Source organism: Kamptonema sp. UHCC 0994 (genome assembly GCF_029167235.1).
In the GTDB taxonomy this organism is placed as follows: Bacteria; Cyanobacteriota; Cyanobacteriia; order Cyanobacteriales; family Microcoleaceae; genus Kamptonema.
Map to the genome: position 1 here is coordinate 1 of NZ_JARFTR010000038.1, position 14,740 is coordinate 14,740.

General features: G+C 40.7%; 13 protein-coding genes. 10 read left to right on the forward strand and 3 right to left on the reverse strand.

The genetic code is table 11. The features are described from left to right. Positions 1-180 precede the first annotated feature (180 nt). From PY364_RS03340 to PY364_RS03375, 8 genes are all read left to right on the forward strand, one after another. Positions 181-903, forward strand: coding sequence for a DUF928 domain-containing protein (locus tag PY364_RS03340; protein WP_275520568.1), 723 nt, complete (start codon positions 181-183; stop codon positions 901-903). A gap of 28 nt (positions 904-931) precedes the next feature. Further along, positions 932-2,992, forward strand: a complete 2,061-nt coding sequence (locus PY364_RS03345) for a CHASE2 domain-containing protein (protein ID WP_275520570.1) — start codon at positions 932-934, stop codon at positions 2,990-2,992. A gap of 269 nt (positions 2,993-3,261) precedes the next feature. After that, a complete protein-coding gene (locus PY364_RS03350; protein WP_275520573.1) occupies positions 3,262-4,344 on the forward strand; it encodes an amino acid ABC transporter substrate-binding protein in 1,083 nt (360 codons plus the stop codon). Between the two features lie 153 nt (positions 4,345-4,497). Continuing rightward, entirely contained in the window at positions 4,498-5,703 is a 1,206-nt protein-coding gene (locus tag PY364_RS03355; protein ID WP_275520575.1) for an ABC transporter permease subunit, read from the forward strand. Positions 5,704-5,769: 66 nt separating this feature from the next. Beyond that, positions 5,770-6,966, forward strand: coding sequence for an amino acid ABC transporter permease (locus PY364_RS03360; RefSeq protein ID WP_275520577.1), 1,197 nt, complete (start codon positions 5,770-5,772; stop codon positions 6,964-6,966). Positions 6,967-6,971: 5 nt separating this feature from the next. Then, positions 6,972-7,748: an amino acid ABC transporter ATP-binding protein gene (locus tag PY364_RS03365; protein WP_275520580.1), complete on the forward strand. Its 777-nt coding sequence runs from the start codon at positions 6,972-6,974 to the stop codon at positions 7,746-7,748. An 80-nt stretch (positions 7,749-7,828) separates the two neighbouring features. Continuing rightward, positions 7,829-8,074 (forward strand): type II toxin-antitoxin system Phd/YefM family antitoxin, encoded by a 246-nt coding sequence (locus PY364_RS03370; protein WP_275520583.1) that lies wholly within the window; start codon positions 7,829-7,831, stop codon positions 8,072-8,074. Then, the gene (locus tag PY364_RS03375; RefSeq protein ID WP_275520585.1) at positions 8,071-8,478 is read left to right on the forward strand and encodes a type II toxin-antitoxin system VapC family toxin; all 408 of its coding nucleotides are present in this window, start codon (positions 8,071-8,073) and stop codon (positions 8,476-8,478) included. The genes PY364_RS03370 and PY364_RS03375 overlap by 4 nt, the downstream gene beginning before the upstream one ends. Positions 8,479-8,503: 25 nt before the next feature. Here PY364_RS03375 and PY364_RS03380 read toward each other — a convergent pair whose 3' ends face one another. Then, complete coding sequence (locus tag PY364_RS03380; RefSeq protein WP_275520588.1) at positions 8,504-9,421, reverse strand: SGNH/GDSL hydrolase family protein; 918 nt, start codon at positions 9,419-9,421, stop codon at positions 8,504-8,506. 187 nt (positions 9,422-9,608) lie between these two features. On the opposite strand from PY364_RS03380, the gene PY364_RS03385 reads away from it, so the two are divergent. Together PY364_RS03385 and uvrC are read left to right on the forward strand one after the other, a co-directional pair. Beyond that, the gene (locus PY364_RS03385) at positions 9,609-10,076 is read left to right on the forward strand and encodes a hypothetical protein (protein WP_343277549.1); all 468 of its coding nucleotides are present in this window, start codon (positions 9,609-9,611) and stop codon (positions 10,074-10,076) included. Between the two features lie 244 nt (positions 10,077-10,320). After that, the gene (gene uvrC, locus PY364_RS03390) at positions 10,321-12,222 is read left to right on the forward strand and encodes an excinuclease ABC subunit UvrC (RefSeq protein ID WP_275520590.1); all 1,902 of its coding nucleotides are present in this window, start codon (positions 10,321-10,323) and stop codon (positions 12,220-12,222) included. Positions 12,223-12,283: 61 nt separating this feature from the next. On the opposite strand, the gene PY364_RS03395 is transcribed toward uvrC, so the two are convergent. Next, positions 12,284-13,222: a fused MFS/spermidine synthase gene (locus PY364_RS03395; RefSeq protein ID WP_275520592.1), complete on the reverse strand. Its 939-nt coding sequence runs from the start codon at positions 13,220-13,222 to the stop codon at positions 12,284-12,286. 54 nt (positions 13,223-13,276) lie between these two features. Further along, positions 13,277-14,737, reverse strand: coding sequence for a DUF5009 domain-containing protein (locus tag PY364_RS03400; protein ID WP_275520594.1), 1,461 nt, complete (start codon positions 14,735-14,737; stop codon positions 13,277-13,279). Between the last annotated feature and the right edge of the window lie 3 nt (positions 14,738-14,740).

Here is a 14,740-nt window from a genome sequence, read left to right on the forward strand (position 1 = left end):
GGTATTTTTACCGCCCAGAGGGCGGCGTTACGAGAAAAGTGTATAAGTTCTGCTAAATTGAGGATAATATATGATAGATGCAGTTTTCTGCTAAGGCTAGCATTGCAGGAGAGTTAGCTGATATTAAGACTCGTCGCAAGTCCCTGGCCTAAATGACTTCACTTTTTAAGGTATTTAGCTATGAATATGCAAAAATTATCTCAATCCTTTTTGTCCCTATTAGCAGTACCTCTGCTGGGGGGACTGGCGCTGTTGCCGATCGCACCCGTTGTAGGCGTTACATTCCAACCCAAGGGTAGCCCCGATCAAACCGCAGGAGGCGCATCGCGAGGCTTATGTTCTGCAACTGGAGTGGCATCATTGGGTGGGGGGCCTAAAGGCGCGATCGCCGCCTTAATTCCAGCTACAGATGGGGAACTCACCGCCGCCGCTTATCCGACGGTACTCGTTAAGGTTCCTACATCTGAATCTGTACAAGCCGAGTTTGTTTTGTGGGATGAAAATGCCAACGCCGTTTACCAAACTACTGTTACGCTCAATAATACGCCGGGAATTTTTAGTTTTAAAGTGCCCAGCAGCGTACAGCCAATGGCGATCGGCAAGCAGTATAAATGGAATGTTGCGATCGTTTGCGATCCAGCTAATCGACAGCGGGATATGGTGGTAGGAGGATCGTTGCAACGCGCCTCTTTGAGCCCTATTCTCAGCAGTCAGCTAGAGAGTGCAGATGGACTCCAAAAAGCAAAGCTTTATGCTCAAAATGGATTTTGGTATGACACTGTAGCAACATTAGCGGAATTAAAGCGATCGCGCCCTAGCGATCCTAGCATTGCGGCTGAATGGGGGCAACTTCTCGAATCTGTCGGCTTAGCTGAACTTAGCCACACACCTTTAGTTAATTGATTCCTAGCCCCAAGTTAATCATTTGGTAATGAAAAATGCCGATCGGGTAAAACAGTTTCTAAGTAGTTGGCGTGTGGTACTGGTGAGTGCTCCGTCTGTAGCTGTTTTCATCATTGCCTTGCGATTTCTTGGACTATTTCAAATGTTAGAATGGGCCGCCCTTGACCAGTGGTTCCGTCTGCGTCCCCCAGAACTTCCCGACTCGCGCATTGTTGTAGTTACTATTGATGAAGCTTCAATTAGAAGTATTGGGCAATGGCCAATACCGGATGCTATTTTAGCAAAAGTTTTAGATAAAATTCACCAACAGCAACCTCGCGCTATTGGTATGGATTTATATCGGGATTTGCCCGTACAGCCCGGTCATCAAGCACTCATTCAAGTGATGAAATCAATTCCCAACCTGATTGGCGTTCAAAAGTTAGTAGGGGATGGATATGGGCCAGAGGTGAATCCACCTCAAGCTTTAAGTAAATTGGATCGGATTGCAGCTTCCGATCTGATATTAGATGCTGATGGCAAAGTTCGTCGGGGTTTGATTTCTATTGAGTCTAAATCAGGTAAAACAGAGTTGGGTTTAGGCGCAAAACTGGCATTAAAATATTTGGAAAACGAGGGAATTGAGCTGCAAGAACTGGATGCAAACAGACGCTATTATCAATTGGGTAAAGCTAAATTTATTCCTTTTGGAAATAACGATGGCGGTTATATTCGGGCTGACGATCGCGGCTACCAAATTCTAATGAATTATAGAGGAAGGCAAAAGCATTTTCAAACCTTCTCTATGATGCAAGTTCTCAAAGGAAAAATGCCTGCAAATTGGGGGCGAAATCGCATTATCTTAATCGGGATAACTGCCGCCAGCATTAATGATAATTTCTTTACTCCTTATAGCAGTTCATTTAGTGCTTTTCCAGAGAGAATGCCGGGAGTGATTATTCATGCTAATTTAACCAGCCAAATTTTGAGTGCAGCACTGGATGGACGATCCCAGGTACAAGTTTGGTCTGAACCACTACAATCGCTGTGGATTATAGCGTGGTCTTTTATAGGTGCTATTCTCAGTTGGGCATTACAGTCTCCAAAACTATTTAATCGGCGCATCACTCGCATAAAAACAGTCGCAATTATTGGGGTAGCTGCGAGTGGTTTAGTTGTAAGTTCATACCTATCTTTTATACTAGGTTGGTGGATTCCTTTTGTCGCGCCTCTATGTGCTTTAGGAGGTTCTACAAGCGCTATTTATATCTATATTATGTATTTAGTACGCCAAGCTAATTCCCAATTAGCTAGATATAATCAAGAAATCAATCTGCTAAATGATTGCCTAAAAGCTGAAAACCTCCGCATGAATGTGGAGCTAAAAGTAACGCGCCGCCTTCAGCAAATGATGCTGCCTCAAAAATCGGAACTTTTAGAAATAGATGGATTAGAAATCGCAGGTTTTATGGAACCTGCGGATCAAATAGGCGGTGACTACTATGATGTTCTCAAGTGTGGCGATCGCGTTAAAATTGCTATCGGTGACGTGACGGGACACGGCTTAGAAAGTGGAGTATTAATGCTGATGGTGCAAACAGCAGTACGAACGCTACTAGAGGCTAAATTTGTCGATGCAAAAGATTTTTTCGATCTCCTTAATCGGACAATTTATAAGAATCTACAGCGGATGAACTCTGATAAAAATATGACTCTAGCATTATTAGACTATAATGATAGCGTCTTGAAATTAAGCGGTCAACACGAAGAGGTAATTGTCGTGCGCTCTAGCGATAAAGTCGATCGCATTGATACAGTGGAATTGGGTTTTCCGATTGGCTTAGTCGAAGATATTGCCGATGCTGTGGCTTCTATTGAAGTAAAGTTGAATTCAGGTGATGTGGTGGTACTCTATACTGATGGCATTACTGAGGCTTTAGATATCAATAAAATGGAATATGGCTTAGAGCGGCTAATTGAGATAGTAAAGCAAAACTACGAAGCTTCTACTTCGGAAATTAGGGATGCTGTCATCGGCGACGTTCGGCACCATATTGGGGAACAAAGAGTTTATGATGATATTACAATACTTATTCTTAAACAGAAGTAAGTTTAGAGAAGCTACAGTTTAACTTACATCAGGTATGGGGGCGATCGCGAACTAAGGGAAGTAATTCCAAGCAATTTTTAGTCAATGATGCGTAAATTATGATAATTTAACCCGATCGGCAGAACTTACTCGCAATCCGCGATCGCAATGCTCTCAAAAACCTATAAGATTAAAAGACGGGTAAAAAGCTTGAGGCGATTCTACAAAGCATAAGCGAACTCATCGTACCTGTTGCTTCAGAAATTTCTAGCTCATTATTATCTAAAACTATGCGTAAATGCGCTTCAGTGCTACTCACAGCAATACTGATGACCGCCCCCCTAACGGCTTGCGGCGGCCCATCTGGACAAACAGGACAGGGAGGAGTGGCGACAACTAGCTCCGGGAGTCCCCAAGTTCAGAGTCGATTAGATAAAATTATCAGTCGTGGTAAGCTGATTTGCGGCGTTAGCGGTCAATTACCAGGGTTTAGTTTTGTCGATGAAAAAGGCAAATACTCTGGGCTAGATGTGGACATTTGCAGAGCGATCGCAGCCGCATTATTTGACGATCCAGAAAAAGTAGAATACCGCAATCTTAACGCTAAAGAGCGGTTCACAGCTTTGCAGTCTGGCGAAATTGACATTCTCAGCCGTAATACCACTTGGACGCTTTCCCGCGACGGTTCCACTGGACTAGAATTCGCTCCTGTCGTATTTTATGACAGCCAGAGCATTATGGTCAAAAAAGATAGCGGTATCAAAACTTTAAAAGATTTCACAGGCAAATCTATCTGCGTTCAAACGGGTACAAGTACCGAACAAAACTTGTCTGACCAAATGCGAAAACTTGGCATAAAATACACACCAGTTGTGTTTGAGGATGTCAATGCTACCTTTGCAACCTATCAAGAAGGCAGATGTCAAGGCGTGACTTCCGATCGCTCTCAATTAGTATCGAAACGCAGTATTTTACCGAATCCAGATGAACACATCATTTTAACTGAGGTGATGTCAAAGGAACCTTTAGCCCCCGCCGTTAGTAGTGGAGATTCCAAATGGGCAGACGCGGTAAGATGGATAATTTATGCCACAATAGAAGCAGAAGATTTAGGTGTAAATTCTAAAAACATCGATCAACTAGCAACAACTACAATAGACCCTAATATCAAACGTTTGGTGGGAACAGAAGGAGATTTAGGAAAAGGTCTGGGTCTACCTAATGATTTTGCACTCCGCACTATCAAAAAAGTTGGCAACTACGGCGAAATTTACGATCGTAATCTCGGCCCGAGCAGTACACTTAAGCTAGATCGCGGACAAAATCGGTTGTGGAAAGATGGCGGTTTACTCTATTCGCCACCCTTTCGCTAAGCGGAACACAGCCGCTAACTACTAGAGTTTTAGAATGTAGGTTGGGTGCAGCGCAGCGAAACCCAACTTTTTGTTAACGGTTAACGGTTAACAGTTAAGGGTTAACTATTAACTATATACTTACAAAAAAAATTTCTTATGCTGGTCTAAATTATGAATAACCAGGGTCGTAATTTGCTAAGACTAACTAATTTTAGAGCTTTATCTAAATTGTTGCGAGACGATCGCTTCTGGAAAATTGCTGGTCAAGCGTTCGCAGTTGTCTTAGTAGCGATCGTCGCGGCAGTTATTTGGAATAATCTTACTGCTAACTTGCGACAGTTAGGCATCAATTTAGGCTTCGACTTTCTTGGTTCCCAAGCATCTTTTGACATCGGTGAGAGCATTATTCCTTATAATCCATCTAACAGTTTTGCTCAAGCGATGTTAGTAGGTTTAGTAAATTCTTTTCGGGTAATGGTTGTTGGCTTAATTACTGCCACAATTGTCGGACTAACAGTCGGAATTGCCAGACTTTCCGACAACTGGCTAGTGCGTAATTTAGCAATGATCTACGTCGAGATTTTACGAAATACACCATTGCTACTGCAATTATTTTTCTGGTATTTTGCAGTTTTTATTTCACTACCAAGACTCGAAAGTAGTACGCCATTTTTAGGCTCATTTTATTTAACAAATCTTGGTATAGCTATCCCTTGGGTAGCAGGTAATCCAGGTACAGGATTATGGTTGATTTTACTAGCTGTTGGTATTTTAGCTGCGGTTTGGCTGTGGCGATGGCGGACTCGTGTTAGGCTAGAAACAGGCGCGGCTGGCAGACAATTTATCTGGGCTTCAGGTGCGATTTTATTAACAGCAATTATAGCTTTTATTATCACTAAAAATCCACCTTTTACACTAGATATTCCCAGAGTAATAGAAAGGACACAACTAGAAGGTGGATTGAAACTAACTCCTGAATTTGCCACATTGCTAACAGGATTAACCCTTTATACTGCCAGTTTTATTGCTGAAATTGTGCGTGCGGGCATTCAATCAGTACCTAAAGGCCAATGGGAAGCAGGAAAAGCTTTGGGATTAAATTCGGGATTAATGATGCGCTTGGTGATTTTACCTCAAGCTTTGCGAGTGATTATTCCGCCATTAACCAGTCAGTATCTCAACTTAGCAAAGAATTCTAGTTTGGCAGTGGCCATTGGCTATCCAGATGTATATTTTGTCGCCTCCACTACATTTAATCAAACAGGGCGCGTAGTCGAAGTAATGTTGCTAATTATGGTGACATATCTTACCATTAGTTTAAGCATTGCTATCGCGATGAACTTATATAATAGAAGCGTGCAACTCAAAGAAAGGTAAGTAGAATGAAATAGTTATAAAGTCCAGAATACTTCGCCCTAGTGCAAAACTAACAACTAAAACCAGATGGAATCTGCCCCCTTATTACCACCAGTCAGTGAATCGCCTACGCCTTGGAATTGGGCGCGAAAAAACTTATTTAGTAGCTGGTACAATAGCCTCCTGACAGTAGTTTGCTTAATTGTTATCTTCCAATTCCTTAAAGGATTTGCGATTTGGGTAACAACAAAAGCTCAATGGCGTGTAATTGAGGCAAACTTACCGCTATTTTTTGCTGGTAGATTTCCCCGTGAATTACACTGGCGGCTGTGGATAATCGTGGGAATAATTACCTTACTTGGTGGTTTAACTTGGGGGAATTTTAATCGGCAAGTTAGTCTCTGGAATCGCCCTTTATTAATTGTGCTAGGTGCAAGCATTACTGCTGTATTACTTTTTCCTACTGACTTAACATCGCGTCTATGGTTGTTAGGAAATATAATTATTGCCGCTGCCAGTTATAGTTTTGGCAGACAAATTCATCCTCAAATAACGCGCTGGTTGCCGCTGAGTTGGGTATTTTCGTTTCCTGTAATTTTGTGGTTAATTAAAGGCGGTTTAGGTTTAAAAGAAGTGCCGACAAATGACTGGGGAGGGTTAATGTTAACTCTATTTGCCGCAGTTATTAGTATCGCCCTTTCTTTTCCCCTGGGAGTATTGCTGGCACTTGGACGACAGAGTAGTTTGCCAGTGGTCAAATATTTCTCAATATTATATATTGAAATTGTCCGAGGTTTACCATTAATCGGCATTTTATTTTTAGGACAAGTAATGTTGCAGTTTTTTCTGCCGCCAGGTGCTCCAAAGTTAGATCGGTTAGTGAGGGCAATTGCAGCTTTAACTTTATTTAGTGCTGCTTATTTGGCAGAAAATGTGCGGGGGGGTTTGCAAGCAGTACCGCGCGGACAGATAGAAGCCGCGCGATCGCTTGGTTTAAATACACCCCTGGTAATTTTATTAATTGTACTACCCCAAGCTTTACGAGCAGTAATTCCGGCGATTGTCGGTCAATTCATTGGGTTATTTAAAGATACTTCCCTACTTTCTCTGTTTGGAATATTAGAGTTAGTAGGTATATCTCGAAGCGTTTTGGCAAATCCTGCTTATTCTGGTCGCTATGCGGAGGTTTATGTATTTATTGGTGTTATTTATTGGGTATTTTGCTACTCAATGTCATTGGCAAGTCGCAAATTAGAGCAAACTTTAGGTGTAGGTCAAAAATAAAAATTATGGAAAATCAAACAACAGCAGTAGACACAGAAAACTCAATAAATAAAGAACCGACGATCGTAGCAGAAAATGTCCACAAATGGTACGGTCAATTTCACGTACTGCGCGGCGTTAGTATGACGGTAAATCGGGGTGAAGTCGTTGTAGTGATGGGGCCATCAGGTTCGGGAAAATCTACTTTTATCCGCACTTTTAATGCTCTGGAAGAATACCAACAGGGTAAAATTACTATAGACCAAATTGAACTTTCCCACGACCTCCGTAACATCGAAGCAATTCGTCGGGAAGTGGGGATGGTGTTTCAGCAATTTAATCTTTTTCCTCATCTTTCTGTGTTAGAAAATGTGATGTTAGCGCCTGTATGGGTGCGGCGGCGACCGAAGAAACAGGCGGAAGAAGCGGCGATGCAACTGTTAGAAAGAGTGGGGATTTTGGCACAGGCGCATAAGTATCCGGGCCAACTTTCCGGGGGTCAGCAGCAACGAGTTGCGATCGCGCGAGCTCTGGCGATGCAGCCTAAAATTATGCTATTTGATGAACCGACATCAGCTTTAGATCCTGAGATGGTGCGGGAGGTTTTGGACGTGATGCGCGGTTTAGCTGACACGGGGATTACAATGGTAATTGTTACTCACGAAGTTGGTTTTGCTCGTGAAGTTGCCGATCGCATTGTCTTGATGGCTGATGGGTTATTGGTGGAGGAGGCTACGCCGGAGGAGTTTTTTCAAAACCCGAAGGAAGAACGGACTCGTAAGTTTTTATCGCAGATTTTGTAGTCAATTAGTCAGAGTGACACACTTCCCCAATTATCAACTTCAAAGTGTTCTAAAATTAATCATAAAATTGGTATTATACTATGATAACAATTAGTGTTGATGACATTGAGCGCGATCTTCAAAGCTTTCTGCAACTGCTTGAAGCCGGAAATGTGCTTGTCGTTATGCAAGGCGATCGCCCAATAGCCGAAATTAATCCCATTCAGTCTAAATTCCCAGTTAAGCAATTGCGTCCCTTTGGTTTATGTGCTGGACAATTTGTGGTTTTGAATGACTTTAATGATCCTCTTCCTGACGATATTATTAATGAATTTGAAAGCCTATGAAACTGTTGTTAGATACCCATATCTTTCTCTGGTTTATCAGTGGAGATAATCGGTTATCAGTTAGATTTCGGGAAGCGATTCGCACTCCCGACAATGAAGTTTATCTCAGTGTAGTGTCAGTCTGGGAAGCCATGATTAAATACCAAATTGGCAAACTTCCCTTGCCCGAAACTCCTGAAATTTATCTACCCAAACAACGAGAGAGACACTTAATTTCTAGTTTACCTATAGACGAAGAAAGCGTGGCTCAGTTGGCTAAACTTCCACCCCTACACCGCGATCCATTTGATCGTTTACTGATGTGCCAATCCTTGCAGCATGGATTAGTAATGGTAACAGAAGATCCAGCAATTATAGCTTATCCGCTGATTTCTACCTTAGATAAAACCTCAAACATACCCTAATTCATAGCCAGTCTCAGAATTATCTTTACCTTCGCGATTCTACTTTTAATATAGATACACTTTTTGCCTTGACTTCCTGACTCATTAGTGTAATTAATCCTTCTGTCACTTGCCAAGCCTCTTTCCATACTAAATCGATAGGTTCTTGAAAGTTATTAGGGGCGCGTTTTTTTTCTGCGGCATCAACTAGACGTTTCTTATTATTTAAATCCACTTGTCTGACTAACCGCAAAATGCGTGAACGATTGACCAACCAAGTCGGAAGATAATCAACAGATGAAAACTCCAAATAATTATGTTCTCTTGGTGATATCTTCAGCCATGACATATCTGGAACTAATTCCCCATTTTTATAGACGAAAAAAGGTTTACGTTTAGACCATTCAAGTTCTTTTGAATTATTAATAATATCGTTGCCAGGAAGAAAAGCTAAGATCACTAAATCGGGAGAATATTGCCAGACTTTATGGCGCAGAGTTATTAGTTCTTGATCCGTCCCATAGCCCTGAACTCCAAAGTTAATTACCTCAACTTTGCGATCGCCTAAAACACTACATTCTTTATTGAGTTGCTTTCTCATTTTCCACCAAAAAGTATTTTCCATCGGCACTTGTAAAGCTTCGGCAAAGGAATCTCCCAACACCGCGATCCGAAAAATTTTTGGTGGTTTCTCTTTCGTATGTTCGCGATCGCGTAAACCATCTTTATTCGCTTTGATGAACGATCGATCGCCTTCACCCTGCCACTCGAAAGATGCACCCGGTTTTAATGACCAACCAGCGGGATCGTCTAATCTGTAACTATTAAAAGAGACAGGATCGATAGGCTTTTTTATACCTTTAATTCCCCCCAGATGAAGCGCTAATTCTCCCAGGAAAATACCCGCCAGAATTCCTCCCAAAATTAGGCTGAGTTTTTGCCCCCATAAACTTAGTTTTTTCATATTAACTTTCTCAGACCTAGAAATCCTGGCTAAATCGCCGTCAATATCTCAAAAAGACAATCCTTACAGACAATTACTGTTCTTATCTAATTGACGCAGTTTTTTATCCTTTTTCGTATCCTACACCGATCGCTCAAAACTGCAAAGGGAAAAAAGACGGAAAAAGACGGGTATTTCTAAGATTAGGATGCAAGGCGGAAAAAGACTGATAAAGACGGATAAAGTCGGCTATACTAACTATAGTTCTCTGACACCCCTACTGATGGACACTGCCAATATCTTGCAATTTGTAGATGAAGTGGTATGCGCTAAGACAGGCAAGCGTTTAAATGACTTGCAACGTGGAATTATCGAGGGAATACTGAAACGACAAAAGTATTCTGATATCGCAGAGAGTTATGGTTGTACTGCGGGTCATGCTAAGGATGTCGGTTACAAGCTTTTGCAAATGTTATCTGATGTTTTTGGCGAATCAGTGGATAAACGTAATCTTAAATCTGTCCTAAAACGGCAATCAATTATAAAAGTTGCTTTAAATAATAGTAATAATATTGATGGAAATAGCAATACAATTAACTATATCAATGCTTGCTCAGAACTACCCACCACCCAGATAAAAGTCAGCCTCCGACTCCTGACGACCAGGACGTTATAAATCAAGTTAAAATTGAAATGGTTGGTAAATTACGACAGTTGGGATTGAGCGATGAGCAAATTGCAGAGGTGGTAGGGTTAGCCTTGGAGGTAGTGAAAAAGATAGATTGAAAAGAATGAATTTATTTTCCGATCGCCAGTCTCAGCGTTCTCTTTACATCACGATTCTACTTTTAATATAGATACACTTAGCCGCAAATAACCGAGTTATAATGGTATAGGTAACTCCTAAATTATAAATTTATATGCCATCCACTAAAACCTTACCCCTAGTTAAAGATCCAGAACGACTAGAAAGCCGCCTCAAGGAAATTCCCCCAGTTCCCGGCGTTTATTTGATGCGAGATGAAAGCGATCGTATCCTCTACATCGGCAAATCTAAAAAACTCAGATCCCGCGTTCGATCTTACTTCCGTGAAAGTGGAAATATCAGTTCGCGCATTGCAATGATGGTGCAACAAGTATGCGAAATAGAATTTATTGTCACCGATACAGAAGCGGAATCTTTAGCACTAGAAGCTAATCTAGTCAAGCAACATCAACCATACTTTAATGTCCTGCTGAAAGATGATAAGAAATATCCCTATTTGTGCATCACTTGGTCGCAGGAATATCCCCGCATTTTCATTACCCGCAAACGCACTTCTGGTAATCAAAAAGATCGTTATTATGGCCCCTACGTCGATACAGGTGCATTGCGGAGTACGCTGCATCTAATTAAGCGGATTTTTCCTCTGCGGCAACGACCACAACCACTATTTAAAGATAGACCTTGTATTAACTACGATATTGGTCGCTGCGTTGGCGTTTGTCAAGGGTTGATTGCCGTTGAAGAATATCGCAAAATGATGCTGAAAGTCGCGATGATTTTCCAAGGAAGGACTCAAGAATTGATTGAAAGTTTGCATTCGCAAATGGAACAGGCGGCGGCAGATTTGAATTTTGAAACTGCTGCTCGAATTCGCGATCAAATTAAAGGTTTACAGTCTTTAAGTGCGGATCAAAAAGTATCTTTACCAGATGATACAGTTTCCAGAGATGCGATCGCACTTGCTAATGATGAAAGACACGCTTGTATTCAATTATTCCAAATTAGGGCGGGTCAGCTAGTAGGAAGATTGGGGTTTATTGCTGAGATTCCCAGTGTCTCTCCTGGTGAAATAGAACCCGGAAATATTTTACAGCGAGTCTTAGAAGAACATTATCAAAATGTAGAATCAGTGGAAATTCCGGCTGAGATTTTAGTGCAGTATGAGTTACCAGAGGGAGAGATACTAGCAGATTGGTTAAGCAGTCATAAAGGGCGAAAAGTGAGTATTGTCGCACCGCAGCGGCAAACTAAGGCAGAATTAATTGAGATGGTAGAACGGAATGCTGAATATGAATTAGCAAGGATGCAAAAATTAGGAGATCGCAACTCTCAAGCAATGCAAGATTTAGCAGAAATTCTTGATTTGCCAGAGTTGCCACATCGTATAGAAGGTTATGATATTTCACACATTCAAGGTTCTGATGCAGTGGCTTCTCGCGTCGTATTTATTGATGGTTTGCCAGCGAAACAACACTACCGTCATTACAAAATTAAAAATCCTGAAGTTAAATCCGGTCATTCTGATGACTTTGCTAGTTTAGCGGAAGTTATTAGTCGTAGATTTGGAAAGAAGAAAGAAGAAGAAAGAGGGAAAAAAGCAGAGGGATTTAGCGATATAACTGACAAACCAGATTTAATTATGATTGACGGTGGAAAAGGTCAATTATCCGCAGTTGTGGAAGTTTTGCGGGAGATGAATTTGCTGGAAGAATTACGAGTTGTGAGTTTAGCTAAGCAGCGAGAAGAGATTTTTTTGCCCGGAGAATCTTTGCCTTTACCAACTGATTCGGAACAACCAGGAGTGCAATTATTGCGGCGTTTGCGCGATGAGGCCCATCGATTTGCTGTGAGTTTTCACCGCGATCGAAGAAGTGATAGAATGAAGCGATCGCGATTAGATGAAATTCCCGGTTTGGGACATCATCGCCAGAAACAATTGTTAGCACATTTTCGCTCTGTTGACTACATTCGTTTAGCAACTCTACAACAACTGTCTGAGGTTCCTGGGATTGGGCCGCGTTTAGCGCAGGAAATTTATAATTATTTTCATCCTTAAAACTCTATCCCTAAGCTGTTAAGTAATATCCCTGTCTCAATTGAAAACTGCTATAAAGTTATCAAAATAACCAGGAATCAAAATAGCCTGTAGGTGGTGACTCATCCTTCAAAACTTGAGCTTTCTCTAAATTGGGGACAATTTCAGGTATTTCTTCCCCTACTTTGATTTCAAGGGATCTATCTACTAAAGAAAAAGAAAACTGATGATAATCTTGTAGAAAATTGGCTCTTGCTATAATTTCATTTTTATCAATTTCACTACTATTAGTAGCAATAATAATACTATTAATTTGATTCCAAGGACATATATATATCTGTGCAAATACACTTTGGATAGTCTTCACTTTTTCAGCATAAAACTCATCTCTTTGCAGCAAATTAACTGCAATAACTCCATCTCTAGACAAGTGTTTCTCGCAAAGTTCGTAAAATTCCTTTGTTCCTAATCCCTGGGGCATATAACCGCTGCCCAAAAATACATCAGTCATAATTATATCATACTGAATATCTTGATTTAGTTGCTCAATATACTGCCGTCCGTCTTGAATTGCCAATTGAAGTTTGTCATTTAATTGTATTCCGAAAAACTTTTCCGCAACCACAGGCGCAGTTAACTCAATATCAGCACATTCAATCGTAGCATCCGGGAAATAGTGATGTAAAACTAGAGGGATTCTCCCACCTCCAAAGCCAGCAATATAAATCTTTTGTGGTTCAGGTTTCCAGACTAAACTTAACAGCATCGCTTGGGTGTAAGGCGAGACTAAATCTAGTGGATTATTTAAATTTATTACCGATTGTACTAAATCCGTGTTCAAATTAATCTTTTCTACTAAAGCTAATCTCACCTGAGATTTATCTTTCCTAACTATAACAAAGTGAACTCCTGAAGGTTCGCAAAAAACGATTCCATCTGGTTGTGCTTTCAGCCAAGCAAGTCGCTGCTCAATTGCCTTTAAATTGGTAAATTGCCAAGCTTTTTGATGATTAGGTATCATAACAATATTGCTCGCATCATAAACACTAAAATTACGTAAGCTTTACTAATTATATCACGTCCTTAAAAATAGTTTCAATCTGCTAAAAACCATCACAATCAAAGCCAAAATTAAAGTGTAAGCAAATCCCCTCAAAAACCCCTTAATTGGGTCTGTACCACTCATCTCTACAATCACAGGTTCCCATTTACTTAAAACCAGAACTGGCCAGATAAGATTAGCAAAACCCACATATCCAATCATCGGATTAACACCATTATCAATAAATATTTGTAACCAAGCTTTCTTTTTAAAGAAATTCACCAAGATTGTTAAAGCAATCAACATAAAAATAGCCAAACCCGTAGTCACAAAAAAGTAACTTAAGGTTGCTGAATCTTTCTTAATCCCTCCTTGATAAGGCTCAAGCAACAATCCCAAAGCCAACCAATAAAACCCCCAAGAGTAAAGTTTATGTAGTAAATTTTCCGTTGTATTCCCAGGCTTGAGAACTAAAATCAACCCAAACAAACAAAGAATGAATGTCACTAATGTAGTTTGCCATAACCATCTAGCTTGCAATCCGATTAACAAAATTAAATTGATTGCCAACATCAAAATCATTATGCTAAAATATCGCCAGCTATTCCATCTAGACTGACTCGCATCTTCAGGCGACGAATATTCTATCCATCTGCAAAGCAAATCGCCAACAATGGTACCGGGAATGACAATAAACAAATACTTCAAATAATCAAATTGAAAAATCCAAGGTACAGGAGATGACGACCAAATTAATTTAATCCAACCTTCCGAACCAGAAGACAACCGCATCGCCAACAAAAAGCCCAACAATCCAACTCGTAACCACACATTTGAGCGAGTAAATAACCAAATTAGCGAACCAAAAACGGCCATATTTGTCAGCACAACCAAGATGATATCGCTGCGTTCCAAAGAAAAGCCTTTTCCGTTTGGATAAGTTATATGAGATACGAATATAAACCCTAAAGTCCAAGCACTAAGTGTTATTCCTGTTCGCAGCCAGGAAAACCAAGATTTTGGTAAACGGACAAACATTAAAAATAGGATTAAAAATCCCTGTAAAGCTAGCCACCATTTTTGCGAACTTGCCTCATTAGGATTAATGACAGTTGGTCGAATATGTTGAAGAAATATGGCAAACGATCCTAACAAAAACCCTCTTTGTAGGATGGATAAAATCACTTGTTTTGTATCCCATCCTTTCGCAATGCGGCGAGACAAAGCCAGCGGTATAGCGGCCCCCATTGCGAACAAAAAGAAAGGAAAAACTAGATCGACCCATGTTAATCCAGCTAGTTTAGCATTGAAGATATGACTAGGCGGTGGTTCTTGGGCGTGGTACATCCAAGCAGGTAATGTCTTGCGGGCAATTGTACCTGACAAAACCATTGCTAAAACAGCAATTCCTCGCAGTGCATCTAGTGCATCAGCACGTTTAGTAATAGCAGAAGTAGAAATATCTTTATGTTTTACTATGTCTTTATTGCTCATAAA

What these genes read in the sequence shown, in the direction of transcription:
- PY364_RS03380 (WP_275520588.1), bottom strand. Translation starts at nt 9,421, where the DNA reads ATGAAAAAACTAAGTTTATGGGGGCAAAAACTCAGCCTAATTTTGGGA.
- PY364_RS03355 (WP_275520575.1), top strand. Translation starts at nt 4,498, where the DNA reads ATGAATAACCAGGGTCGTAATTTGCTAAGACTAACTAATTTTAGAGCT.
- PY364_RS03370 (WP_275520583.1), top strand. Translation starts at nt 7,829, where the DNA reads ATGATAACAATTAGTGTTGATGACATTGAGCGCGATCTTCAAAGCTTT.
- uvrC (WP_275520590.1), top strand. Translation starts at nt 10,321, where the DNA reads ATGCCATCCACTAAAACCTTACCCCTAGTTAAAGATCCAGAACGACTA.
- PY364_RS03375 (WP_275520585.1), top strand. Translation starts at nt 8,071, where the DNA reads ATGAAACTGTTGTTAGATACCCATATCTTTCTCTGGTTTATCAGTGGA.
- PY364_RS03340 (WP_275520568.1), top strand. Translation starts at nt 181, where the DNA reads ATGAATATGCAAAAATTATCTCAATCCTTTTTGTCCCTATTAGCAGTA.
- PY364_RS03400 (WP_275520594.1), bottom strand. Translation starts at nt 14,737, where the DNA reads ATGAGCAATAAAGACATAGTAAAACATAAAGATATTTCTACTTCTGCT.
- PY364_RS03385 (WP_343277549.1), top strand. Translation starts at nt 9,609, where the DNA reads ATGCAAGGCGGAAAAAGACTGATAAAGACGGATAAAGTCGGCTATACT.
- PY364_RS03360 (WP_275520577.1), top strand. Translation starts at nt 5,770, where the DNA reads ATGGAATCTGCCCCCTTATTACCACCAGTCAGTGAATCGCCTACGCCT.
- PY364_RS03350 (WP_275520573.1), top strand. Translation starts at nt 3,262, where the DNA reads ATGCGTAAATGCGCTTCAGTGCTACTCACAGCAATACTGATGACCGCC.
- PY364_RS03365 (WP_275520580.1), top strand. Translation starts at nt 6,972, where the DNA reads ATGGAAAATCAAACAACAGCAGTAGACACAGAAAACTCAATAAATAAA.
- PY364_RS03345 (WP_275520570.1), top strand. Translation starts at nt 932, where the DNA reads ATGAAAAATGCCGATCGGGTAAAACAGTTTCTAAGTAGTTGGCGTGTG.
- PY364_RS03395 (WP_275520592.1), bottom strand. Translation starts at nt 13,222, where the DNA reads ATGATACCTAATCATCAAAAAGCTTGGCAATTTACCAATTTAAAGGCA.